Here is a 21,830-nt window from a genome sequence, read left to right on the forward strand (position 1 = left end):
GTGCCGACACAACCCCGGGCCCGATAGCCGTCGTCCGCCGGCGGTGGAGCGTATGAGCGCCGTCGTCACCTCGGCACCGCCGCCGAAACCGGCCGAAAAGGACGAGACGTCGGCGCCCGCGCCGCACCGCTCGCGTCTGGCCCATCCGCTCGTCCGCCGCCTCCTGCCGCTGGTCCTGGTGGCCGCCGTCGCGGTGCCCGTCGCCGCGATGGTATGGGGCAGCGGGACCTGGCCGTCCGCGCTGACGGTCGATGTCAAGACACCGCTCGACGACGCCTACACCTGGGTCGTGCGGAACCGGGAGACCAACCCCGTCTTCCTCTACTTCCTGCTGCACCTGAGCAACTGGGCCGACGGGTCCGTCGGGTGGATGACGGACCTGCTGGTGAACCTGGGCTGGTTCCCGGTCGGCCTGGGCGCCGTCCTGATCTCCTGGCGCATCGGCGGTCTGCGCGACCGGCGCGGATACCGGCTCGCCGTCGTCACCCTGGGCGCCTTCGCCGTGTCGGGCGCGCTCGGCATGTGGGAAGCCACCATGGAGACCCTGGCCCTGATGGCCGTGGCCGTCGCGGTCTCGGCGGTCGTCGGTGGCCTGCTCGGTCTCGCGGCCGGTCTGTCCGAGCGCTTCGAGAAGATCCTGCGGCCGGTGCTGGACACCATGCAGATCATGCCGGCGTTCGCCTACCTGCTGCCGCTGGTGCTGCTCTTCGGCATCGGGGTGCCCTCCGCCCTGATCGCCACGATCATCTACGCGGCCCCGCCGATGGCCCGACTGACCGCGCTCGGACTGCGGGGCGCGGACCCCGGCGTGATGGAAGCCTCCCGGTCGCTGGGCGCGAGCCCCTGGCAGCGACTGCTCACGGCGCGGCTGCCCCTGGCCCGCAAGGAGGTCCTGCTGGGCCTCAATCAGACGATCATGATGGCGCTGTCGATGGTCACCATCGCCTCCGTCATCGGCGCGGGCGGCCTCGGCGAGGAGGTCTTCCAGGCACTGTCCACCGTCGACGTGGGCAAGGCCCTCGCGGCGGGCGTCCCGATCGTGCTCCTGGCGGTCTGGCTGGACCGCGTCACCGCCACCGCCGGCGACCGGCTCGGCGAGGGATCCGACCCGTCCGCGAGCCGTCTGCTGCGCGGCCCCCGGGGCTGGGCACTGACGGCCGTCGTCCTGGCCGTCACCGGCGCCGTGGGGTCGCGACTCCTCATCGAGGAGTGGCCCGAGCCGTGGACGGTGGACATCTCCCGCCCCGTCAACGAGGCCGTGGACTGGTTCACCGGCCACCTCGCCGAGGGCGTGCCGGTGCTCGGCGGCACCCGGGTGTGGGCCGACGGCTTCACCATGTGGGTGCTCGACCCCCTCCGCGACGGGCTGACCGGCACCCCCTGGTGGCTGCTGGTGCTGCTCGCGGCCTTCTTCGGGCTGCTAGCCGGCGGCTGGGGCGCGATGGCGACGGCGGCGACGGCCATGGCGGCGGTGGGCGTCATCGGCGTCTGGGACCGCTCCCTGGACACCCTGTCCCAGGCCGTCGCGGGTGTCGTCGTCACGCTCGCCCTCGGCTGCCTGATCGGCGTGGTCGCGGCCCGGGTGCCGCTGCTGGAACGCCTGTTGCGGCCCCTGCTGGACACCATGCAGACCCTGCCGCAGTTCATCTACCTCATCCCGGTGGTGGCCCTGTTCAACGTGGGCCGTTCCGCCGCCGTCGCCGCCGCCGTGCTCTACGCGCTGCCCGCCGTCGTCCGGATCACGGTGCAGGGCCTGCGGCAGGTCGATCCCGCCGTCCTGGAGGCCTCCAGGTCGTTGGGGGCCGGAACCTTCCAGCAGATCCGCCAGGTCCAGGTCCCGCTGGCCCGCCCGGCGCTGATGCTCGCCCTCAACCAAGGCGTCGTCCTGGTCCTGGCCATGGTCATCGTCGGCGGCTTCGTCGGCTCCGGCGCCCTCGGCTACGACGTCGTCAAGGGCCTCCAGAAGAGCGAGTTGGGCACCGGCCTGACCGCCGGCGTCGCGATCGTCCTGCTCGGCCTCGTCCTGGACCGCACCACCCAACGCCGTCGCGGGGAGACCGCGACCCACTGACCATCGGCGTCACCCGTCCCACCCGGCCCGGCCGGGAAACCCGCCCACACGAAACGAGAGACGCGCACATGAACCCCAAGAACCTCCGGACCTCCAGAGGCAGGAAGCACCTCGTCCGCGCCACGACCGCCGCCGCCGTCGTCCTCGGCGTCACCGGCCTCAGCGCCTGCGGCGCGGCCGACACCGGTTCCTCGTCGGCGAGTGACTCCTCCGACTCGGTCACCATCGTGGTGCCCTCCTGGGTGGGCGCGGAGGCCAACGCCGCCGTGGCGAAGTACATCCTGGAGAACGAGCTGGACACCGAGACCAAGCTCACCCAGCTCGACGAGTCGGTCGGCTTCGACGCGCTCAACAGCGGCAAGGCCGACGCCATCCTGGAGGACTGGGGCGGCGCGCCGAAGAAGGTCGAGCTGTACGTCGAGGACAAGAAGTCCGTCGTCGCCGGCGGCGACCTCGGAGTGGTCGGTCACATCGGCTGGTTCGTGCCGAAGTACCTCGCGGACGAGCACCCGGACATCACGGACTGGGAGAACCTCGACAAGTACAAGGACCTCTTCAAGACCGCCGAGAGCGGGGACAAGGGCCAGCTGCTGGAGGGCTCGCCGTCGTACACCACCAACGACGACGCGATCATCGAGAACCTGGGCCTGGACTTCAAGACGGTCTACGCCGGCTCCGAGGCGGCCCAGATCACCCAGATGAAGGAGGACTACAAGGCCGAGAAGCCCTTCATCACCTACTGGTGGACCCCGCAGTGGCTGAACGCCCAGATCGACCTGGTCGAGGTGAAGCTGCCCGAGTGGGAGGAGGGTTGTGACTCCGACCCGGACAAGGTGGACTGCGGCTACGCCCAGACCCCGCTGCAGAAGTACTTCAACGCCGACTTCGCCGAGAGCGACAGCGACGCGGCCACGTTCCTGAAGAACTTCTCCTGGACCGCCGACCAGCAGAACGAGGTCGCCGCGATGATCGCGGACGAGAAGATGAGCTCCGACGCCGCCGCCCAGAAGTGGGTCGAGGCCAACGAGGACGTCTGGAAGAAGTGGCTGCCCTGAGCACCCGCCCAAGGCCCTGACACCGCCCGGTGACGGTTCCGCCGACGGAACCGTCACCGGGCGGTCGCCTCGGCCGCCGGACGGGGCCGAGGCCGGCCCCGGCGACGAACGGCCCACCCCCGTGGGACCGATCGAGGCCGGGACGCCCCCGGTCTCCGAAACGTCAGGGACGTTTCCCCGGCCGGTAGTGACCGGGTGTCATCCGGCACGTCACGCCGAACCTGTTCCATGCGTTGATCACCGCGATCAGGGAGATCAGCCGGGCCAGTTCGGCCTCCTCGAAGTGCCGGGCCGCCGTCTCGTACACCTCGTCGGGCACGAACCCCTCGGTGAGCAGCGTCACGGCCTCCGTCAGCCCGAGCGCCGCCGACTCCTTCGGCGTGTAGAAGTGCGGGGACTCCGCCCAGGCGCTCAGCTGCGTGATCCGCTCGATGCTCTCGCCCGCGGCGAGGGCGTCCTTGGTGTGCATGTCGACGCAGAAGGCGCAACGGTTCAGCTGTGAGGCACGGATCTTCACCAGCTCGTACAGCGTCGGGTCCAGGCCCTTGCGGGCGGCGCCGTCGAGCCGGACCATCGCCTGGTACACGTCCGGGGCGTGCCGCGCCCAGTCCAGCCGGACCGGGGGCTCGGGGGCGTGGGCCGCGTTCTCGTCGGTGTGGGTCGTCAAGGTGTCGCCTCTCCTGTGCGTTCCCTCTCCCGCGAGAGGGCGGACACTCATCGTGGACCCGGGCGGCCCCGGGGATAGGGTGCACTTCCATGCCGAGAAACCGGGCCACTTCGGGGATCGATCTGCACCTGGAGCCGATCGGGCCCGGCCTGCGTCGCGGCCTCGCCCGTGCCCTGCGCGAGGCGGCCCGTACGGGGCGGCTGGCCCCGGGCACCCGTCTGCCGTCCTCCCGGGCCCTCGCCGCCGACCTCGGCGTGGCCCGCAACACCGTCGCCGAGGCCTACGCCGATCTGGTGGCCGAGGGCTGGCTCACCGCACGGCAGGGCTCGGGCACCCGGGTGGCCGCCCGCCCGGTGGCCCCGGACGACACCGCTCCCCGCCCGGTGCGTCGCCCCGCCCGGCCCGCACACGACCTTCGACCCGGGACGCCCGACGTCTCGGCCTTCCCCCGCTCCGCGTGGCTGAGCGCGGCCCGCCGGGCCCTCGCCGTCGCCCCCAACGACGCCTTCGGGCACGGTGATCCGGCCGGACGGCCCGAGCTGCGCGCGGCGCTCGCCGACTACCTCGCGCGGGTCCGAGGGGTGCGCGCCGACCCGGGGCGGGTGGTGGTCTGCGGCGGCTTCGGGCAGGCGCTGCGGTTGCTGGGCACGGTGCTCCGGGCCCGGGGGGTGCGCGCGGTCGGCGTGGAGTCCTACGGCTTCTCCGACCACCGGGAGCTGCTGGAGCGGGCGGGACTGCGCACCGTGCCCCTCCCCTTCGACGCGCGGGGGACCGACCCGGGCGCTCCGCCCGAGGGCGTGGGGGCTGTGCTGCTCACCCCCGCCCACCAGTTCCCGATGGGCCCGCCGCTGAGCCCGGAGCGGCGGACCGCCGTCGTCGAGTGGGCACGACGCACCGGCGGGCTGGTCCTGGAGGACGACTACGACGGGGAGTTCCGCTACGACCGTCGGCCGATCGGCGCACTGCAGGGCCTCGCTCCGGAGCGCACCGTCTACCTCGGCACCTCCAGCAAGTCCCTGGCCCCCGGATTGCGGCTGTCCTGGACGGTCTCGCCGCCCGACCTCGCCGCGGAGATCGCGGCGGCCAAGGGGCGCTTCGACGACCGGGGGGTGCTGGACCAGCTGACCTTCGCCGAGTTCCTCGCCTCCGGCGACCACGACCGGCACGTCCGGGCGTCGCGGGCCCGCTACCGGCGACGCCGGGACGCCCTGGTGGCCGTCGCCGCCGATGCGCCGGGGGTTCGGGTGACGGGGGTGGCCGCGGGGCTGCACGCCGTGCTACGGCTCCCGCCGGGAGGGGAGGAGTCGGTGATGCGGGCGGCGGCCTGGCAGCGGCTGGCCCTCTTCGGCCTCGCCGCCTTCCGCCATCCGGAAGCGGACACCGAGGAGGTGGACGCGGTGGTCGTCGGCTACGGCGCGCCGCCCGACCACGCCTGGGCGGGGGCGCTGGACGCCCTCCGCCGCTGTCTGCCTTAGAGGCTCCGGCGGCGGGGCATGCCGCACCACCGGCGGCGTCGACGCGGGCCGGGCGGCCTCCGCCGCCCCGTCCGTCGGCGGGGTGGTGTTCCCCGGCCGCCGTGGCGTCGCCCGGATGGTGGACGGCGGGTCGGCGCGCGGGGGCGGCCCGGTACCCTGGCGGAGGGCCGTGACTGGCGTGCTGGGATGGGACCGACCATCGGGGAGCGGCCCCCGCCCCGTGACCCACCGGGGGCGGACACCGTGCCGTGCGCCTGGGCCGAACCGAGTACGCCGCCGCCACGTCCGGAGGTCCCCATGCCCAACCCGTCCGCGTCCCTCTCCCGGGAGTCGACCGCCTACCGCGCCGCCCTCGACGTGATCCGATCCGTCGAGCCGCGGGTCGCCGACGCCATCGGCGCCGAGGTGGCCGACCAGCGGGAGACCCTCAAGCTGATCGCCTCGGAGAACTACGCCTCCCCCGCCACCCTCCTCGCCATGGGGAACTGGTTCAGCGACAAGTACGCCGAGGGGACCGTCGGCCGCCGCTTCTACGCCGGCTGCCGCAACGTCGACACCGTCGAGTCCCTCGCGGCGGAGCACGCCCGGGAGCTGTTCGGCGCCCGGCACGCCTATGCGCAGCCGCACTCGGGCATCGACGCCAATCTCGTCGCCTTCTGGGCCGTCCTCGCCGACCGGGTGGAGAGCCCGTTCCTGCGGCGGACGGGGGTCCGCCAGGTCAACGACCTGTCCGAGGCGGACTGGTCCGAGCTGCGCCGGTCCCTCGGCGACCAGCGGATGCTCGGCATGTCCCTGGACGCCGGCGGCCACCTGACGCACGGCTTCCGCCCGAACATCTCGGGCAAGATGTTCGACCAGCGCTCGTACGGCACCGACCCCGTGACCGGACTCCTCGACTACGACGCCCTGCGGGCCCAGGCCCGCGAGTTCCGCCCCCTGGTCATCGTCGCGGGCTACTCCGCCTATCCGCGTCTGGTGGACTTCCGCCGGGTGCGGGAGATCGCCGACGAGGTCGGCGCGACCCTGATGGTCGACATGGCGCACTTCGCCGGGCTCGTCGCGGGCAAGGTCCTGACCGGCGACTTCGACCCGGTGCCGCACGCGCAGATCGTGACGACGACCACGCACAAGTCGCTCCGGGGTCCGCGCGGCGGCATGGTCCTCTGCGACGACTCCCTGCGGGACCAGGTCGACCGGGGCTGCCCGATGGTCCTCGGCGGTCCGCTCCCGCACGTCATGGCGGCCAAGGCGGTCGCCCTGGCCGAGGCCCGGCAGCCGTCCTTCCGGGACTACGCCCGGCGGGTCGTCGACAACTCCCGCGCCCTCGCCGAGGGCCTGATCCGTCGCGGGGCCAGCCTGGTCACCGGCGGCAGCGACAACCACCTGAACCTGGTCGACGTCGCCGCGTCCTACGGGCTCACCGGCCGGCAGGCGGAGGCGGCGCTCCTGGACTCGGGCATCGTGACCAACCGCAATGCCATCCCCGCGGACCCGAACGGCGCCTGGTACACCTCGGGCATCCGGCTCGGCACCCCGGCGCTCACCACCCGGGGCCTGGGCACGGCGGAGATGGACGAGGTCGCCGGCCTGATCGATCGCGTGCTGACCGGTACCGAGCCCGGCACCACCAAGTCCGGCGCCCCCTCCAAGGCCGCGCACCGGCTGGACGTCAAGATCTCCGACGAGATCTCCTCCCGCGCGGCCGACCTGGTAGCGGGCTTCCCGCTCTACCCGGAGATCGACCTGGGCTGAGCGGGCGGCCCTCCGGTGGAACGAGCCGCGCGAGGTACCTGAGACAATGGTCGGCATGGCCACTGACCGACCCCGCGTGCTCTCCGGAATCCAGCCCACCGCCGGCTCGTTCCACCTCGGCAACTACCTGGGAGCCGTCCGCCAGTGGGTGGCCCTGCAGGACACCCACGACGCGTTCTACATGATCGTCGACATGCACGCGATCACCGTGCCCCAGAAACCGGGGGAGTTGAGCGCCAACACCCGTCTGGCCGCCGCCCAACTCCTGGCGGCCGGGGTCGACCCCGAGCGCTGCACGCTCTTCGTCCAGAGCCACGTGGCCGAACACGCCCAGCTGGCCTGGGTGATGAACTGCCTCACCGGTTTCGGGGAGGCCGCCCGGATGACCCAGTTCAAGGACAAGTCCGCGCGGCAGGGGGCGGACCGCGCCTCGGTCGGTCTTCTCACCTACCCGATCCTCCAGGTCGCGGACATCCTGCTGTACCAGGCCGACGCAGTCCCGGTCGGCGAGGACCAGCGGCAGCACATCGAGCTGACCCGCGACCTCGCCGAGCGCTTCAACGGCCGCTTCGGCGAGACCTTCACCGTGCCGGCGGCCCACATCCTGCGGGAGACGGCGAAGATCTACGACCTGCAGGAGCCGTCGACCAAGATGAGCAAGTCGGCGTCCACGCCGAAGGGTCTGATCAACCTCCTCGACGATCCCAAGGCGACCGCGAAGAAGATCAAGAGCGCCGTCACCGACACCGACACGGTGATCCGTTACGACCCGGAGAACAAGCCGGGCGTCAGCAACCTGCTGGCCATCCACGCCACGCTCACCGGCGCCGGCGTCGCCGAGCTGGAGGAGCGGTACGCCGGACGCGGCTACGGGGCGCTCAAGTCGGACCTCGCCGAGATCGTCGTCGACTTCGCCACGCCGTTCCGCGAGCGGACCCGAAGCCATCTCGACGACCCCGAGACGCTGGACTCGATCCTGGCCAAGGGGGCCGAGAAGGCCCGGGCCGTGGCCGCGGAGACGCTCGCGCAGGCGTACGAGCGGGTGGGATTCCTGCCCGCCAAGCACTGAACGGCACCCTGAAGCGCCGTACATCACTCCGTTCGCGCCTGCCCGCCGCCCGGCCGTGGTCGTACAGTCGGTACCCGGGCGGCCGATCGGCCACTCGTGCCCGCCGCAGGGGCGGGCGCCACCCCGACGACGGGAGACGACGTGGGGACCGTAACCATCGGTGTCTCGATCGCGGTCCCGGAACCACACGGCGGCCGACTCCAACGGCTCCGCGCTGGTTTCGGGGACACCGCGGCACTCGGCATCCCCACGCACGTCACCCTGCTGCCGCCGACCGAGATCGACGTCCGCGCCCTGCCCCTGGTCCACGCCCACCTGGCCGAGGTGGCCGGTGCCGGGCGCCCCTTCCCGATGCGGCTCTCCGGCACCGGGACCTTCCGGCCGCTCTCGCCGGTGGTGTTCGTCCGCGTGGTGGAGGGCGCCGAGGCGTGCGCCCGCACCCAGCAGCTCGTCCGGGACGCCTCCGGGCCGCTCGCCCAAGAGCTGCGCTTCCCCTACCACCCGCACGTGACGGTGGCGCACGGCATCGACGAGGCGGCGATGGACCGGGCCTTCGCCGAGCTGGCCGGGTACGAGGCCCACTGGACGTGCGGCGGCTTCGCCCTCTACGAGCAGGGTCCCGACGGGGTCTGGCGGCGGCTTCGGGACTTCCCGTTCGGCACCGGAGTGGTCCCGCCGCAGGCCGGCGCGGTGCGTCGAGGCCCGCTGCCGGCCCACTGAGCCGGCCGCGTCCTCCGAACGGGGGACGCCCTTCGGGCCGTTCGGAGGGCAGACCCGTCACGTCGCGAATGGGACGATCGGGCCACATCACCGACCCCGTTCCAGAGGAGACCGACATGGCCACTCGCGGCGACATCGACCGGAAGGCATCCGACTTCGCCGGCACCCGGCTGAGCGAAGGCGACCACGGCAGGTCCGACCTGACTCCGGGCCCGGTCGCCACCTGCCCGTGGGCGGTGGGCGCGGGTGCGCTCGGCGTCGTCGGCGTCGTCACCATGGTCCTGGACGCCCACGCGGGGAGTTGACGGAGGTCGGCTCGCGAGGCCGACGGGCGCCGCCGGCGAGACCGGCGGCGCGACCCCGTCCCGGACGCGCCCGGGAGCCGGTCGAGGGCCGCCGAGGCGCTGCCCGTGCGTCAGCCCGGCAGACGCCGGTGGACGGCCCGAGGCAGGTGGCGCAGCGCCGCCATCACCCACCGCAGCGACCCCGGCACCCACACCGTCTCCGAACGCCGCCGCAGGCCCAGCTCCACCGCCGTCGCCACCGACTCCGGCGTCGTCGCGAAGGGGGTCGGCGCCCGACCGGCGGTCATCCTGGTCCGTACGAACGCGGGCCGCACCACCATCACGTGGACGCCGGTGCCCTGGAGCGCGTCGCCCAACCCCTGGGCGAAGACGTCCAGGCCCGCCTTGCTGGAGCCGTAGATGAAGTCGGACCGGCGCGCCCGCTCTCCCGCGACCGACGACAGCACCACCAGGGAACCGTGCCCTTGGGCCTGAAGCGCCCCGGCGCACACCAGGCCCGAGGACACCGCTCCCGTGTAGTTGGTCCGCGCCACCCGTACCGCCGCGACGGGATCCCGTTCGTCGTGGGCCTGGTCGCCGAGGACACCGAACGCCATCACCACCATGTCGACGTCGCCCTCCGCGAAGACCTTCCCGAGGGCCTCCTCGTGCGAGTCGGGGTCGAGGGCGTCGAACTCGACGGTGTGGACGGCGGCGCCGAGTCCGCGCAACTCCTCCGCCGCCCTCTCCAGACCCGGCGACGCGCGTCCCGCCAGCCAGACGGTGCGGGCCCGCCTGGCCACCAGACGGCGCGCCGTCGCCAGGGCGATCTCGGAGGTGCCGCCCAGGACGAGCAGCGACTGGGGCAGGCCGAAGGCGTCCTTCACGGGGTCTCCTACAGGGCGAGTCGGCGGGACAGGTCGGAGACGAACACCCCGCGTGGGTCCAGTTCCGCGCGCAGGGCGCGGAAGTCGTCCAGTCGCGGGTACATGCGGGCGAGCGACTCGGGCCGCAGTCGGGAGTCCTCGGCGAGGTCGACCCGGCCGCCCGCCTCGGCGACCTCGTCGTCCAGCGCGTCGAGGAGCCCGGCGAGGCCGGGCAGGCTCGCCGGCGCGTCCAGCGACAGCGTCCACCCGGGTGCCGGGAAGGACAGCCACCCGGAATCGGCCTCCCCGAATCGCCTCAGGGTGGCGAGGAAGGAAGGACACCGGTACTCGGAGACCCGGCGCACGATCCGCCGGAGGGCGTCCTCCCGGCCGTGGCCGACGACGCACCGGTACCGCACGAGCCCCCCGCGCCCGCCGCCCCCCGGGACCTTCCGGTCCGGGGGGGTGAAGAAGACGGGGAGCCGCCGGAGCCGGTGTCGGCCCGCCCGGCGGGCGCAGTGGTACCGGAGCGCGGGGGACAGCGCGACGCCGGCGCGGCCGAGCGGACCCTCCGGGACGCCGGGCACGGAGGCCGCGAGTCGCGCCCCCCGGGCCACGGACCGGAGGGGACGGCGCCGCTCCCTCCCGGGCAGCGCGTCCTGCGGGGCGTGGTCGCCACGGGTGATCACCGCCCGTCCGGTCGCCGCGCCGCGGGCCAGCGGGTCGATCCGGGCGACGGAGTAGTCGCGGGTCCGCTCGGGGGCGGTGAGCCGGGCCAACAGGTCGTCCAGGTCGGCGGCGCGCTCGGTGTCCACCGTCATCCAGGCCGTCTCCACCGGTCGGAGGCGGAGCGTCGCGGTCAGGATCACCCCGGTCAGCCCCATCCCGCCGGCGGTGGCGTCGAACAGCGGGGTGCCGGGGCGCACCGAGCGGACCCGGCCGTCGGCGGTGAGTAGTTCGAACGCGGGCACGTGCCGGGAGAAGGAGCCGGAGACGTGGTGGTCCCCGCCGTGCGCGTCGACGCCGAGGGCCCCGCCGACGGTCACGTGGCCGGCGCCCGGGTCGACCGGGGGGAACCAGCCCAACGGCAGCAGCACCTCCGTCAGCCGGCGCAGGGAGATCCCCGCGTCGCAGAGCACCGTGCCGCCCTCCACGTCGATCGCGTGGATGCGGTCCAGCCCGGTCATGTCCAGGACCGCCCCGCCGGCGTTCCCCGCCGCGTCCCCGCGGGCGCGGCCCAGGCCTCGGGCGATGCCGCCGCGGGCTCCGCGGTCCCGTACCGCCGTCGCGACCTCCTCGTACGTCCGGGGACGGATCAGTCGGGTGGCGCTCGCCGCTGTGCGGCCCCGCCCGGTGACGGTGACGGAGGTGTCGGGAGACATGGCGGTGACCGTATCGTCGATGCCGGAGTGCCTTGCCCCGGAACATCCGGGAATCCCCTCTCCGTCCCCGAAACGGGTGATCGCGGATGCTTCGGGGCGCGACGGCGGAGTTGCGTCGCGGATCCGACGGTCCGGACCGGAACAGTCGTCCCTCACGGGCGTGGACCGCGAGACCGCCGCGTCGCCCCGCGCGTCGACGAGCGGCGGCCGGGCGGGTCGGCCGGAGCACTATGATCGGCTCCGCGCGCGGGCCATGATCGGGTCCGGAGCGGGCAGGGGCGGAGCATGGACTGGCTGAGGAAACTGCCCGTCGTGGGGCCCTGGGTGGGTCGTCTGGCGACGACGCACGCATGGCGCGCCTACGCGCGCCTGGACCGGGTGAAGTGGTCCCGGTTGGCCGCCGCCATGACCTTCACCAGCTTCGTGGCGCTCTTCCCGCTGTTGACCCTGGCCGCCTCGATCACCGCGGCCACGCTCAGCGAGGAGCGGCAGCGTGAGATCCAGGACCAACTCGTCGAGCAGGTGCCCGGCATCTCCGACCAGTTGAACGTCCAGGACCTGGTGCAGAACGCCGGCACGGTCGGCCTGATCTCCGGAATCCTGCTGCTGGTCACGGGCATGGGGTGGATCGAGGCCACCCGGGGCTGCCTGCGCGCGGTCTGGGAGCTGCCCGACCCCGAGGGGAACCCCTTGGTGAACCGGGCCAAGGACGCCGGCGTCCTGGTCGGCCTCGGCGGCGCCGTCCTGATCACCATCGGCATCTCCACCGTGGCCTCTGCGCTGGTCGGCTGGATCGTCCGCCATCTCGGGCTGGACGGCACGTTCGGGGGCGCCCTGCTGCACGTCGGCGCGTTCGCCGTGGCCGTGGCCGCGGACTTCCTGGTGTTGCTCTACGTGCTCGGCGTGCTGCCCGGGGCCGAGCCGACCCGTCGCCGCCTGCTGGTCGCGGGGCTGATCGGGGCGGTCGGCTTCGAACTGCTCAAGCTGCTGCTCAGCGGCTACATGCAGGGGGTGGCGGGGCGAAGCATGTACGGGGCCTTCGGAGTGCCCATCGCGCTGCTGTTGTGGATCAATTTCACCAGCAAGCTGGTCCTGTACTGCGCCGCGTGGACCGCCACCGACGGCGACGACCCGCCGCTCAGCGGGGCATCCGGCGACGCGCCGACGCCGGCCGGGGCCACCGGCGGTTGACGAGGAAGGCGCCCCCGGCGAGCAGCACCAGGGCCCCGCCGGCGACGGCCAGCGCCGTGCCCAGGCCGCCCTCGCCGCCCGCCGTCGCGACGACCGGCGGAGCGGTCCCCGAGGCGCTCCCGGGCCCGTCCGTACCCTCCGCGCCGCCGAGGTCGCCCGGAGCCGCCGGGGCCTCCGCCTCCGGCGCCTCGGCGCCCCGGGGCGCGACCAGTTCGCCGACCGGCTCGACGCTTCCGGCCGCCTCGAAGCCCCAGTCCAGGAGCCGGGCGGCCTCCTTGTAGACCCCGTTGTTCTCGCCGCTCTCCGGGTGCATCACCGTGACCAGGAGCACTCGGTCCGCCCGCTCGGCCACGGCGGTGAAGGTGGCGCCCGCCTCGGAGGTGTTGCCGTTCTTCACTCCGGCGATGCCCTGGTAGACGTCGACGTCCGAGTCGCCGGAGAGCAGGCGGTTGGTGTTCTGTATCTCGAAGGAGCCCCGCGTCTCCTCGCCGCTGTCGTCCCGTTCCGTGGCGCCGGGGAACCGCGCACGGACCGTGGAGCAGTACTCCCGGAAGTCCTTCTTCTGCAGGCCCGAACGGGCGAAGAGGGTGAGGTCGTAGGCGGAGGACACCTGCTCCGGCGCGTCGTAGCCGTCGGGGCTCACCACGTGGGTGTCCAGGGCCCGGAGTTCCTCGGCGTGCGCGTTCATGTCCTCGACGGTGCCCGCCGCCCCTCCCTCGTTCATCGACGACAGGACCCGGACCGCGTCGTTGCCCGACCGCAGGAAGACCCCGAGCCAGAGGTCGCGCACCGTGTAGGTCTCGTCCTCCTTGACGCCGACCAGACTGGATCCGGGTCCCAGGCCCTCCAGGTCGGAGGAGGTCACCCGGTGTTCCAGTGTCGCGGGGAACTTCGGCAGGAGCGTGTCGGCGAACAGCATCTTGAGCGTGGAGGCGGGCGCGAGGGGCCAGTGCGCGTTGTGGGCGGCGAGGACGTCGCCCGACTCGGCGTCGGCGACGATCCAGGAACGGGCCGTCACGTCCTCGGGAGGGGCGGGCGTCCCCGGCGCCGGCTCCACCTGGGTGCCCGGTCGTCCCAGACGGTCCCCGCCCACCGTCGACATCGTGGGGGGCGGCGCGAGGGACGGCGAGGTCGTGGGGGTGGGCGCGGCGTGGGCGCCGGGAGCCGTCAGCAGCAGTGACGCGACGGCGGTCAGGGCGGCGGCGATCGCCGGCGGAGTACGCCGGGCGGGTTTGTCGGCAGCGGGCACGACGCAGAACGTACCGCTCGCCCGCGAGGGCGTTCGCACCACCTCCCCACCCCGCGACCCGGCCCGGCGGACGGGCGGCGATACTGGGACCCTGCCGCGCCGGTCGGGGGACCGATCCCCGGCTCCCCGGCCCACCGTCGGTCCGCGGCGGTGCGAGGAAAGGTCAGTGTTGGTGAAGCTCAGCCGCCCCGTCTCCTGGTTCCTGCTCGCCTTCGGGGTGTGGAGTTGGGTCATCTGGGTCTCTTTCGTGAGGAATCTGGCCGCGGACGGCAGTGGGCTGGCGTTCGACGACGGCGAGCCGACCCCGTACTTCTGGGTGCACCTGACCCTGGCCGTGGTCTCCCTGCTGCTGGGGACGATCATCGGAGTCCTCGGGTTGCGCGGGCTGCGTGCCGCGCGTCGCACGCCGTAGCCGACTCCGGGGCGGCGGACACCACGACTGAGGGGAATCGACGGCATGGTGGTCGTCTTCGTGCTGGTGGTCCTGGCGTTCGTCGGGATCGTGGCCGCCGGTGGTTGGTACCTGTGGCGGCGGTTGTTCCGGGACACGACGCGAGGGCCGGGGTGGGTGCGGCGGGCCGGGGTCGTCCTGATCGTCGGCGGATGGGTCCTGGCCGTCGGCGCGCTCGTCGCCGAACGCGCCGGGGCGCCCTTCGTCCTCCAGCGGGCGCTCGCCTGGCCCGGCTTCCTCTGGCTGCCCCTGGCGCTGTACCTGCTGATCGGCGTGGCGGTGGGCGAAGCGGTCCGTCCCCTGCTGCGCCGTCTGTTGGAGCGGCGTGACGCGGCGCGGACGTCGCGGCGCCGGGCGGCGGTTCCCACTCCCGCTCCGGGCGTCGTGTCCCGCGCCAACGCCGAGCCCGAGCCGATACCCGCCGAGCCGATACCCGTCGGGACGGTCCCGGCGGGACGTCCGGATGTCGAGGGCGGCGACGCCCCGGCTTCGGAGACCCCGGACGCGGCGCCGTCCGTGCCCGCCGAGGAGGCGGCGTCCGCCGACACCCCCGCCACCTCGGGGCGGGAGGCCGTCCCCGGGGTCTTCGACCCCGGCGCGGCGGACCCCCCGACCCCCGGCCCCTCGCGGCGGCTCTTCGTCTCCCGAGTGGTCGCCGGCGCCGCCGCCGCGGCGGCCGTCGGGACGGTCGCCCACGGGACGTACGGTGTGCTTCGCGGCCCCGGGGTCAAGCGGGTCACGGTCCCCCTGGCCAAACTCCCGCGAGCGGCCCACGGCTACCGTGTCGCCGTGGTCAGCGACGTCCACCTGGGTCCGGTGCTCGGGCGGGCCTTCGCCCGGAAGGTCGTCGACACGGTCAACGCCACTCAGCCGGACCTGATCGCGATCGTCGGCGACCTCGTCGACGGCTCCGTGGCCGATCTCGGGCCGGCCGCCGCGCCGCTCGCCGGACTCCGGGCCCGACAGGGCGCGTTCTTCGTCACCGGGAATCACGAGTACTTCTCCGGCGCGGGCCAGTGGGTGTCGCAGGTGCGCGGGCTCGGCCTGCGTCCGTTGGAGAACGACCGTGTGGAGCTGCCCCACTTCGACCTCGCGGGCGTCAACGACGTGGCCGGCGAGAGCGAGGGCCAGGGTCCCGACTTCGCGCGCGCCTTGGGCGACCGGGACCGCGACCGGACCTGTGTCCTTCTGGCGCACCAGCCGGTCCAGGTCCTGGAGGCCGCCGAGCACGGCGTCGACCTCCAGCTCTCCGGGCACACCCACGGCGGCCAGCTCTGGCCCTTCGACCTGGCGGCGCGGGCCGCCAACCCCACGCTCGCCGGCCTGGACCGCCACGGCGACACCCAGCTCTACGTCACCCGGGGTGCCGGCGCCTGGGGGCCCCCGACCCGGGTGGGCGCCCCGTCGGACATCACTGTGATCGAGCTGGCGTCCCTCCAGGCCTGAGGCGTGGCCGTGCGCCGCGCCCGGCCGGAGACACGAGGGCCCCGCCTCGAAGGAGGCGGGGCCCTCGGACGCGACGCGTGGTCAGTAGCGTCGGGTGATCAGGGCACGCTTGACCTCGGCGATGGCCTTGGTGACCTCGATGCCGCGCGGGCAGGCGTCCGTGCAGTTGAAGGTCGTGCGGCAACGCCAGACGCCGTCCCGGTCGTTGAGGATCTCCAACCGTTGTTCGCCCGCCTCGTCCCGGGAGTCGAAGATGAAGCGGTGCGCGTTGACGATGGCGGCCGGGCCGAAGTACTGGCCGTCGTTCCAGAACACCGGGCAGGAGGAGGTGCACGCGGCGCACAGGATGCACTTGGTGGTGTCGTCGAACCGCTCCCGGTCCTCCGCGGACTGGAACCGCTCGCGCGTCGGCTCGTTGGTGTCCTTGGTGACGAGGAACGGCATCACGTCGCGGTAGGCCTGGAAGAACGGCTCCATGTCCACGACCAGGTCCTTGAGGACCGTCAGGCCCTTTATGGCCTCGATCGTGATGGGCTTCTCCGGGTTGATGTCCTTGATCAGCGTCTTGCAGGCCAGCCGGTTCTTGCCGTTGATCCGCATCGCGTCGGACCCGCAGATGCCGTGCGCGCAGGAACGGCGGAAGGTCAGCGTGCCGTCCAGCTCCCACTTGATCTTGTGGAGGCCGTCGAGGACGCGTTCCTTGGGGTCGAGTTCGATCCGGAAGTCCTCCCAGCTCGCCTCGGCCGACACCTCCGGATTGAACCGGCGGACGCGGAACGTGACGGTGATGTGGGGGGACGCCGCGGGCTGGGCGTCTTCCGCCGCCTTGTCCATAACGGGGGTAGCCATCAGTACTTACGCTCCATCGGCTGGTAGCGGGTCTGGACGACCGGCTTGTAGTCGAGACGGACGGTCTCGGACCCGTCGGCGCCGACCTCGCGGTACGCCATGGTGTGGCGCATGAAGTTGACGTCGTCGCGGTCGGGGTGGTCCTCGCGGTAGTGACCGCCTCGCGACTCCTTGCGGGCGAGCGCGGAGACCGCCATGACCTCGGCCAGGTCGAGCAGGTTGCCCAGCTCGACCGCTTCCAGCAGGTCGGTGTTGAACCGCTTGCCCTTGTCCTGGACGGCGACGTCGCGGTAGCGCTCCCGCAGCTCGGCGATCTTCTCCACCGCGCTCTTGATCGTCTGCTCGGTCCGGAACACCATGACGTTGGCGTCCATGGTCTCCTGCAACTCGCGGCGCAACTCGGCGACCCGCTCGCTGCCGGTGGAGGACCGCAGCCGCTCGATCTGCTCGACCACCTGGGCCTCGGGGTTCTCCGGAAGCTCGACGAAGTCCGCCTCACGGGCGTACTCCGCCGCGGCGATGCCGGCCCGCTTGCCGAAGACGTTGATGTCCAGCAGCGAGTTGGTGCCCAGGCGGTTGGCGCCGTGCACGGACACGCAGGCGACCTCGCCCGCGGCGTAGAGGCCGGGCACGACGGTGGTGTTGTCGGCCAGCACCTCGCCCTGGACGTTGGTCGGGATGCCGCCCATGGCGTAGTGCGCCGTCGGCTGGATCGGGATCGGGTCCGTGTACGGCTCGATGCCCAGGTAGGTCCGCGCGAACTCGGTGATGTCCGGGAGCTTGGCGTCCAGCTGCTCCGGCGGCAGGTGGGTGAGGTCCAGGTAGACGTGGTCGCCCTCGGGGCCGCAGCCGCGGCCCTCGCGGATCTCGGTGTAGATCGATCTCGACACCACGTCGCGGGAGGCGAGGTCCTTCATGACGGGGGCGTACTTCTCCATGAAGCGCTCGCCGTCCTTGTTGCGCAGGATGCCGCCCTCGCCGCGGGCGCCCTCGGTGAGCAGGATGCCCATGCGCCAGATGCCGGTCGGGTGGAACTGGAAGAACTCCATGTCCTCCAAGGGCAGCCCGCGCCGGTAGACCGCCGCCTGTCCGTCGCCGGTCAGCGTGTGGGCGTTGGAGGACACCTTGAAGAACTTGCCGCAGCCGCCGGAGGCGTAGATCACGGACTTCGCCCGGAACACGTGGATCTCACCGGTGGCCAGGTCGTAGGCGACGACGCCCGCCGACTTCCGGACCCCGTCGACCTCGGTGATCAGCTGGTCCAGGACGTAGAACTCGTTGAAGAACTCCACGCCCTCCTTGACGCAGTTCTGGTACAGCGTCTGGAGGATCATGTGGCCGGTGCGGTCCGCGGCGTAGCAGGAGCGCCGGACCGGTGCCTCGCCGTGGTTGCGCGAGTGTCCGCCGAATCGGCGCTGGTCGATGGTGCCGTCCGGCGTCCGGTTGAAGGGAAGGCCCATCTTCTCCAGGTCGAGGACGGAGTCGATGGCCTCCTTCGCCAGGATCTCCGCGGCGTCCTGGTCGACCAGGTAGTCGCCGCCCTTGATCGTGTCGAAGGTGTGCCACTCCCAGTTGTCCTCCTCCACGTTGGCCAGCGCGGCGGCCATGCCGCCCTGCGCGGCGCCCGTGTGGGAGCGGGTGGGGTAGAGCTTTGTCAGGACCGCCGTGCGGCTGCGCTTGGTCGCCTCGATGGCGGCCCGCATACCGGCGCCACCGGCGCCGACGATGACGGTGTCGTACTTGTGTACCTTCATGATTCTCGCAGCCCCGTGCCTAGCGGATGTTCGGGTCGAAGGTGAAGATCACCAGCGTGCCCAGCAGGATGGTGAACACCGTGGCGGTGTAGAGCAGGCCCTTGAGCCACAGGCGGGTGTTCGGGCGTTCCGCGTAGTCGTTGACGACGGTGCGCAGCCCGTTGGCGCCGTGCAACATGGCCAGCCAGAGCATCGCCAGGTCCCAGACCTGCCAGAACGGCGAGGCCCAGCGACCGGCCACGAAGGCGAAGCCGATCCGGGAGACGCCGCCGTCCAGCACCAGCTGGATGACCAGGTGGCCGACGACGAGGACGACCAGCACCACGCCGGAGAGGCGCATGAAGAGCCAGGCGGCCATCTCGAAGTTGCCCCGGGTGGTCTTCGGGGTCTTCTTGGTCCGCGCGCGAGGGGGCTCGATCACGGGCGCCGGGTTGTCCACCGAGTAGGCGGCGGGGCCCGCGCCCTCGACGGGGCCGATGCCGGAGGCGGTGGTTTCGGTTGTGGACATGATCGTCAGCTCCCGAACAGTTCACGAGCGGCGTGGCCGAGGACGGGGTAGATCGCCCCGAGCATCAGCACGACCCAGAGGCCGACGACGGACCAGAGCAGCTGCTTCTGGTAGCGCGCGCCCTTGGTCCAGAAGTCGACGGCGATGACGCGCAGACCGTTGAGCGCGTGGAAGAGGACGGCGGCGACGAGGCCGTACTCCAACAGGGCGACGATCGGGGTCTTGTACGTGGCCACGACCTGGTCGTAGGCCTCGGGGGAGACACGGACGAGTGCGGTGTCGAGCACGTGGACGAACAGGAAGAAGAAGATGAGGACGCCGGTGACTCGGTGAGCCACCCAGGACCACATTCCTTCCCGGCCGCGGTACAGCGTTCCAGCCGGCACGGAATTCCTCCGGAAGCGGGGGTCGGGGCCGCGCCGGCGTCACTGTCGGTCGGGCCCGGCCGGAGTACGGTCCACCGGCCCCCGGTATCCTAGCGACGGTTGTTCGCGGCCCCGACGGGGGGCCTGCCGGTGTGATCAAACTGGTACGCGGATGGGTGAGGTCGGACGAATCTCACCGGACCTCCCGGGCCCGCCACGAGGCCGCCCCGCCCTCGGAGGGCGCCGCGCCCGCCGCCGCCCGGACGCCGGCCCCGGCGGTCGCCGCTAGGGGCCGCTCTCCAGGAAGGCGAGGGCCAATCGGGAGCGGGTGATGCGGCGTAGTTCCTCGGTGGCCACCAGTCGTTCGTCGTCGGGGTCGTTGGCCAGCCGCGATCGGATCCCCTCCAGCAGGTGGTCGGCGGTCTCGGTCGGGAGCAACCCGTGGAGACAGATGACGAACGCGTGTCCGAATCTGGATTCGTACGCGGTGTGGGCCGCGCCCAGAGCCGTCCGGGCGGCGGCGTAGGCGTTCTTCGGGAGCGTCGGCCGCGGCTCGGCCGCCAGGGCCGCCGTGAGATCCGACGGCGCCAGGTCGTACACCGCCTCGTCCGCCGCCGCGAGCAGGGCGGCCAGGTCGGGGTAGGGGCGATGGGTGGCGATGCGCCCGGCCCAGTGCGGGCTGGGCAGGCAGGCCAGCAGGAGGCGGACGGCGTCCTCGCGGGGAGCGCCGTTGAAGCGGTCCAGGGCGGTCGACGGGACGGGGCGGGCACGAGGCCGTACGGGCGCCGGCGGGGTGTGTGGGCCGGCGTGCTCGGGAAGGCGGTGCGCGGGCAGCGTGGGTCCTCGTGGGCGTCACGTGGGTGTCGGCAGGGATCTTGTAAGAGCGGTGACGTCACGGTATCGAGTGAGGACATCACATGGCCGAGTGGTGCCTGAATTTCACTCGAACGGGAGAGTTTCGCAGCGAATCGTGGACGCCTCCGGCGATCGGCGGCCGTAGGTTGGCCCTGTGAGTCGGCACAGGCGCCGTACCCCGGGGCGCGGGGCGAGGCGGCGGGCGATCGTCGCCGGCGCCGCGCTGGTCGCGGTCGGTGTCGGGGCGGGGATCTGGCTGGTCGGCGGGGACGGCGCGGAGCCCGAGGGGTCGCGGTCGACCCGCTCGCCCGAGGTCACCCCGAGCCCCGAGCGCTCCTACCCGCTCTCCGAGGAACCGCGGACCATACCGGCCGTGCGGCGGCACGAACCCGCCCGCGGTCCGGGCTGGCGTCCCCGGACGGGGGCCAGGGTCGTGGTGAACGACGACGCGCTGGCCGACGAGGGTCGTCTCCTCGCCGACGAGTTGGAGCTGGACTACGCCGGGCGGCGCGACGACCGGCGCGACGGCGACGTGCGGCTGGAGGTCGGCGGGGGCGGCGAGGACGACGGACCCGAGTCGTACACCCTCACCGTGCGCGACGGTCGCGTGACCATATCCGCCGCCGCCGACGCGGGCGTCTTCTACGGCACGCGCACCCTGAAACAGGCGGTGAGCGGCGGGGCCACCGCCCCCGAGGGCGTGGTCACCGACGCGCCTGCCAAGCCTCGACGCGGACTCATGCTGGACATCGCCCGCAAGCCCTATCCCGCGGACTGGATCGAGGACCGCGTACGCGAGCTGGGCGACCTGAAGTTCAACGAACTGGGCCTGCACTTCTCCGACGACCAGGGATTCCGGATCGCCTCCGAGACCCACCCGGAGGTCGTCTCCCGCGACCACCTGACCAAGGAGCAGGTCGAGAGGATCGTCGACCTCGCCGCCGAGCGACACATCGAGATCGTCCCGGAGCTGGACTCGCCCGGCCACCTGGGGGCGGTCCTGGACGCCCACCCCGACCTGCGGCTCCTCGACGCCCAGGGCGCCCCGGTCCGGGGCGCCATCGACATCTCCCTGCCGGAGTCCGCCGCGCTCGTCGACGAACTCCTCGACGAATACGCCTCCCTGTTCCCCGGACCCCACTGGCACCTCGGCGGCGACGAGTACCAGGCGCTGACGGTGTCGGATCCGGAGACCGCCTACCCCCGGCTGGCCGCCGCGGCCCGGGAGCGCTACGGGGCCGGGGCGGGCGTCGCCGACCTGGCCACCGGCTGGCTCGACGACCGGGCGGCGACCGTCCGCGCGCGCGACCGCGTACCGCGCGCCTGGAACGACGGCTTCTACCGGGACACCGAGGTGCCCGCCGCCTCCGACATCCGGGTCGCCTACTGGACCGGCAAGGAGATCGGCGCCCGACAACCCGAGGAGTACCTGGACGACGGTCGGGACGTCGTCAACTACAACGACGAGTTCCTCTACTACGTCCTCGGAGAGCCGCAGACCTTCGTCTACCCGACGGGTCGCAGGATCTACGAGGGCTGGACCCCCCGGGTGCTGCGCGGCACGGAGGAGGTGCCGGCCCGCCACGACGACCGCGTCCTGGGCGCCGTCTTCGCCGTCTGGGGCGACATCCCCGACGCGCAGACCGCGGACGAGGTCGCCGAGGGGATCCGGCTCCCGCTCGCCGCGACCGTCCAGAAACTGTGGGACCCCGACACTCCCCGTCTCTCCTGGGACGACTTCCGGGCGCTCGCCGAACGGCTGGGCTGACCCCCTCCCCGGCCGATTGCCCGATACGACTGCGAACCCGCTCTCCCCTGTGG

General features: G+C 72.8%; 20 protein-coding genes. 11 read left to right on the forward strand and 9 right to left on the reverse strand.

The window, feature by feature from the left end; translation table 11 throughout:
- The first annotated feature begins 52 nt into the window (after nt 1-52).
- Both JEK78_RS14200 and JEK78_RS14205 read left to right on the forward strand, forming a co-directional pair.
- Complete coding sequence (locus JEK78_RS14200) at nt 53-2,071, forward strand: ABC transporter permease subunit (protein WP_200259053.1); 2,019 nt, start codon at nt 53-55, stop codon at nt 2,069-2,071.
- A gap of 68 nt (nt 2,072-2,139) precedes the next feature.
- On the forward strand, nt 2,140-3,126 hold the full coding sequence (locus JEK78_RS14205) for an ABC transporter substrate-binding protein (RefSeq protein ID WP_200259055.1): 987 nt from the start codon (nt 2,140-2,142) through the stop codon (nt 3,124-3,126).
- A gap of 163 nt (nt 3,127-3,289) precedes the next feature.
- On the opposite strand, the gene JEK78_RS14210 is transcribed toward JEK78_RS14205, so the two are convergent.
- Nucleotides 3,290-3,793 carry a carboxymuconolactone decarboxylase family protein gene (locus JEK78_RS14210; RefSeq protein WP_242483073.1) on the reverse strand — a complete coding sequence of 168 codons (504 nt, stop codon included), beginning with the start codon at nt 3,791-3,793 and terminating at the stop codon, nt 3,290-3,292.
- An 89-nt stretch (nt 3,794-3,882) separates the two neighbouring features.
- Between JEK78_RS14210 and JEK78_RS14215 the strand changes: the two genes are divergently transcribed.
- From JEK78_RS14215 to JEK78_RS14235, 5 genes are all read left to right on the forward strand, one after another.
- Nucleotides 3,883-5,268 carry a PLP-dependent aminotransferase family protein gene (locus JEK78_RS14215; RefSeq protein ID WP_200259058.1) on the forward strand — a complete coding sequence of 462 codons (1,386 nt, stop codon included), beginning with the start codon at nt 3,883-3,885 and terminating at the stop codon, nt 5,266-5,268.
- Between the two features lie 297 nt (nt 5,269-5,565).
- A complete protein-coding gene (locus JEK78_RS14220; protein WP_200259060.1) occupies nt 5,566-7,020 on the forward strand; it encodes a glycine hydroxymethyltransferase in 1,455 nt (484 codons plus the stop codon).
- 55 nt (nt 7,021-7,075) lie between these two features.
- Entirely contained in the window at nt 7,076-8,089 is a 1,014-nt protein-coding gene (gene trpS, locus JEK78_RS14225; protein ID WP_200259062.1) for a tryptophan--tRNA ligase, read from the forward strand.
- 141 nt (nt 8,090-8,230) lie between these two features.
- The gene (locus JEK78_RS14230; protein WP_200259064.1) at nt 8,231-8,809 is read left to right on the forward strand and encodes a 2'-5' RNA ligase family protein; all 579 of its coding nucleotides are present in this window, start codon (nt 8,231-8,233) and stop codon (nt 8,807-8,809) included.
- Nucleotides 8,810-8,925: 116 nt separating this feature from the next.
- A complete protein-coding gene (locus tag JEK78_RS14235) occupies nt 8,926-9,114 on the forward strand; it encodes a hypothetical protein (RefSeq protein ID WP_200259066.1) in 189 nt (62 codons plus the stop codon).
- Nucleotides 9,115-9,224: 110 nt separating this feature from the next.
- Here JEK78_RS14235 and JEK78_RS14240 read toward each other — a convergent pair whose 3' ends face one another.
- The gene (locus tag JEK78_RS14240; protein WP_200259068.1) at nt 9,225-9,980 is read right to left on the reverse strand and encodes a decaprenylphospho-beta-D-erythro-pentofuranosid-2-ulose 2-reductase; all 756 of its coding nucleotides are present in this window, start codon (nt 9,978-9,980) and stop codon (nt 9,225-9,227) included.
- An 8-nt stretch (nt 9,981-9,988) separates the two neighbouring features.
- Nucleotides 9,989-11,341, reverse strand: a complete 1,353-nt coding sequence (locus JEK78_RS14245; protein WP_200259071.1) for an FAD-binding oxidoreductase — start codon at nt 11,339-11,341, stop codon at nt 9,989-9,991.
- Nucleotides 11,342-11,626: 285 nt separating this feature from the next.
- Between JEK78_RS14245 and JEK78_RS14250 the strand changes: the two genes are divergently transcribed.
- Nucleotides 11,627-12,532: a YihY/virulence factor BrkB family protein gene (locus JEK78_RS14250; RefSeq protein WP_200259073.1), complete on the forward strand. Its 906-nt coding sequence runs from the start codon at nt 11,627-11,629 to the stop codon at nt 12,530-12,532.
- On the opposite strand, the gene JEK78_RS14255 is transcribed toward JEK78_RS14250, so the two are convergent.
- Nucleotides 12,480-13,781, reverse strand: a complete 1,302-nt coding sequence (locus JEK78_RS14255; RefSeq protein WP_347341187.1) for a D-alanyl-D-alanine carboxypeptidase — start codon at nt 13,779-13,781, stop codon at nt 12,480-12,482. The genes JEK78_RS14250 and JEK78_RS14255 overlap by 53 nt on opposite strands.
- Nucleotides 13,782-13,953: 172 nt before the next feature.
- Here JEK78_RS14255 and JEK78_RS23395 point away from each other — a divergent pair, with 172 nt between their 5' ends.
- Both JEK78_RS23395 and JEK78_RS14260 read left to right on the forward strand, forming a co-directional pair.
- Nucleotides 13,954-14,193 (forward strand): hypothetical protein, encoded by a 240-nt coding sequence (locus tag JEK78_RS23395; protein WP_242483405.1) that lies wholly within the window; start codon nt 13,954-13,956, stop codon nt 14,191-14,193.
- A 45-nt stretch (nt 14,194-14,238) separates the two neighbouring features.
- Nucleotides 14,239-15,678 (forward strand): metallophosphoesterase, encoded by a 1,440-nt coding sequence (locus JEK78_RS14260; RefSeq protein ID WP_200259077.1) that lies wholly within the window; start codon nt 14,239-14,241, stop codon nt 15,676-15,678.
- 81 nt (nt 15,679-15,759) lie between these two features.
- On the opposite strand, the gene JEK78_RS14265 is transcribed toward JEK78_RS14260, so the two are convergent.
- The 5 genes from JEK78_RS14265 to JEK78_RS14285 all read right to left on the reverse strand — a co-directional run bounded on the left by JEK78_RS14265 (nt 15,760) and on the right by JEK78_RS14285 (nt 19,898).
- Nucleotides 15,760-16,527 carry a succinate dehydrogenase iron-sulfur subunit gene (locus JEK78_RS14265; RefSeq protein ID WP_200259079.1) on the reverse strand — a complete coding sequence of 256 codons (768 nt, stop codon included), beginning with the start codon at nt 16,525-16,527 and terminating at the stop codon, nt 15,760-15,762.
- Complete coding sequence (gene sdhA, locus JEK78_RS14270) at nt 16,527-18,281, reverse strand: succinate dehydrogenase flavoprotein subunit (protein WP_200259081.1); 1,755 nt, start codon at nt 18,279-18,281, stop codon at nt 16,527-16,529. The genes JEK78_RS14265 and sdhA overlap by 1 nt, the downstream gene beginning before the upstream one ends.
- Before the next feature lie 19 nt (nt 18,282-18,300).
- The gene (locus JEK78_RS14275) at nt 18,301-18,789 is read right to left on the reverse strand and encodes a succinate dehydrogenase hydrophobic membrane anchor subunit (RefSeq protein WP_200259083.1); all 489 of its coding nucleotides are present in this window, start codon (nt 18,787-18,789) and stop codon (nt 18,301-18,303) included.
- A gap of 5 nt (nt 18,790-18,794) precedes the next feature.
- Nucleotides 18,795-19,139, reverse strand: a complete 345-nt coding sequence (sdhC, locus tag JEK78_RS14280; RefSeq protein ID WP_242483406.1) for a succinate dehydrogenase, cytochrome b556 subunit — start codon at nt 19,137-19,139, stop codon at nt 18,795-18,797.
- Between the two features lie 300 nt (nt 19,140-19,439).
- On the reverse strand, nt 19,440-19,898 hold the full coding sequence (locus tag JEK78_RS14285; protein WP_242483407.1) for a 2-oxo-4-hydroxy-4-carboxy-5-ureidoimidazoline decarboxylase: 459 nt from the start codon (nt 19,896-19,898) through the stop codon (nt 19,440-19,442).
- A gap of 316 nt (nt 19,899-20,214) precedes the next feature.
- Between JEK78_RS14285 and JEK78_RS14290 the strand changes: the two genes are divergently transcribed.
- Complete coding sequence (locus JEK78_RS14290) at nt 20,215-21,777, forward strand: glycoside hydrolase family 20 protein (RefSeq protein ID WP_200264166.1); 1,563 nt, start codon at nt 20,215-20,217, stop codon at nt 21,775-21,777.
- The last annotated feature ends 53 nt before the right edge of the window (nt 21,778-21,830 follow it).

The organism is Streptomyces sp. HSG2 (assembly GCF_016598575.1).
GTDB lineage: Bacteria > Actinomycetota > Actinomycetes > Streptomycetales > Streptomycetaceae > Streptomyces.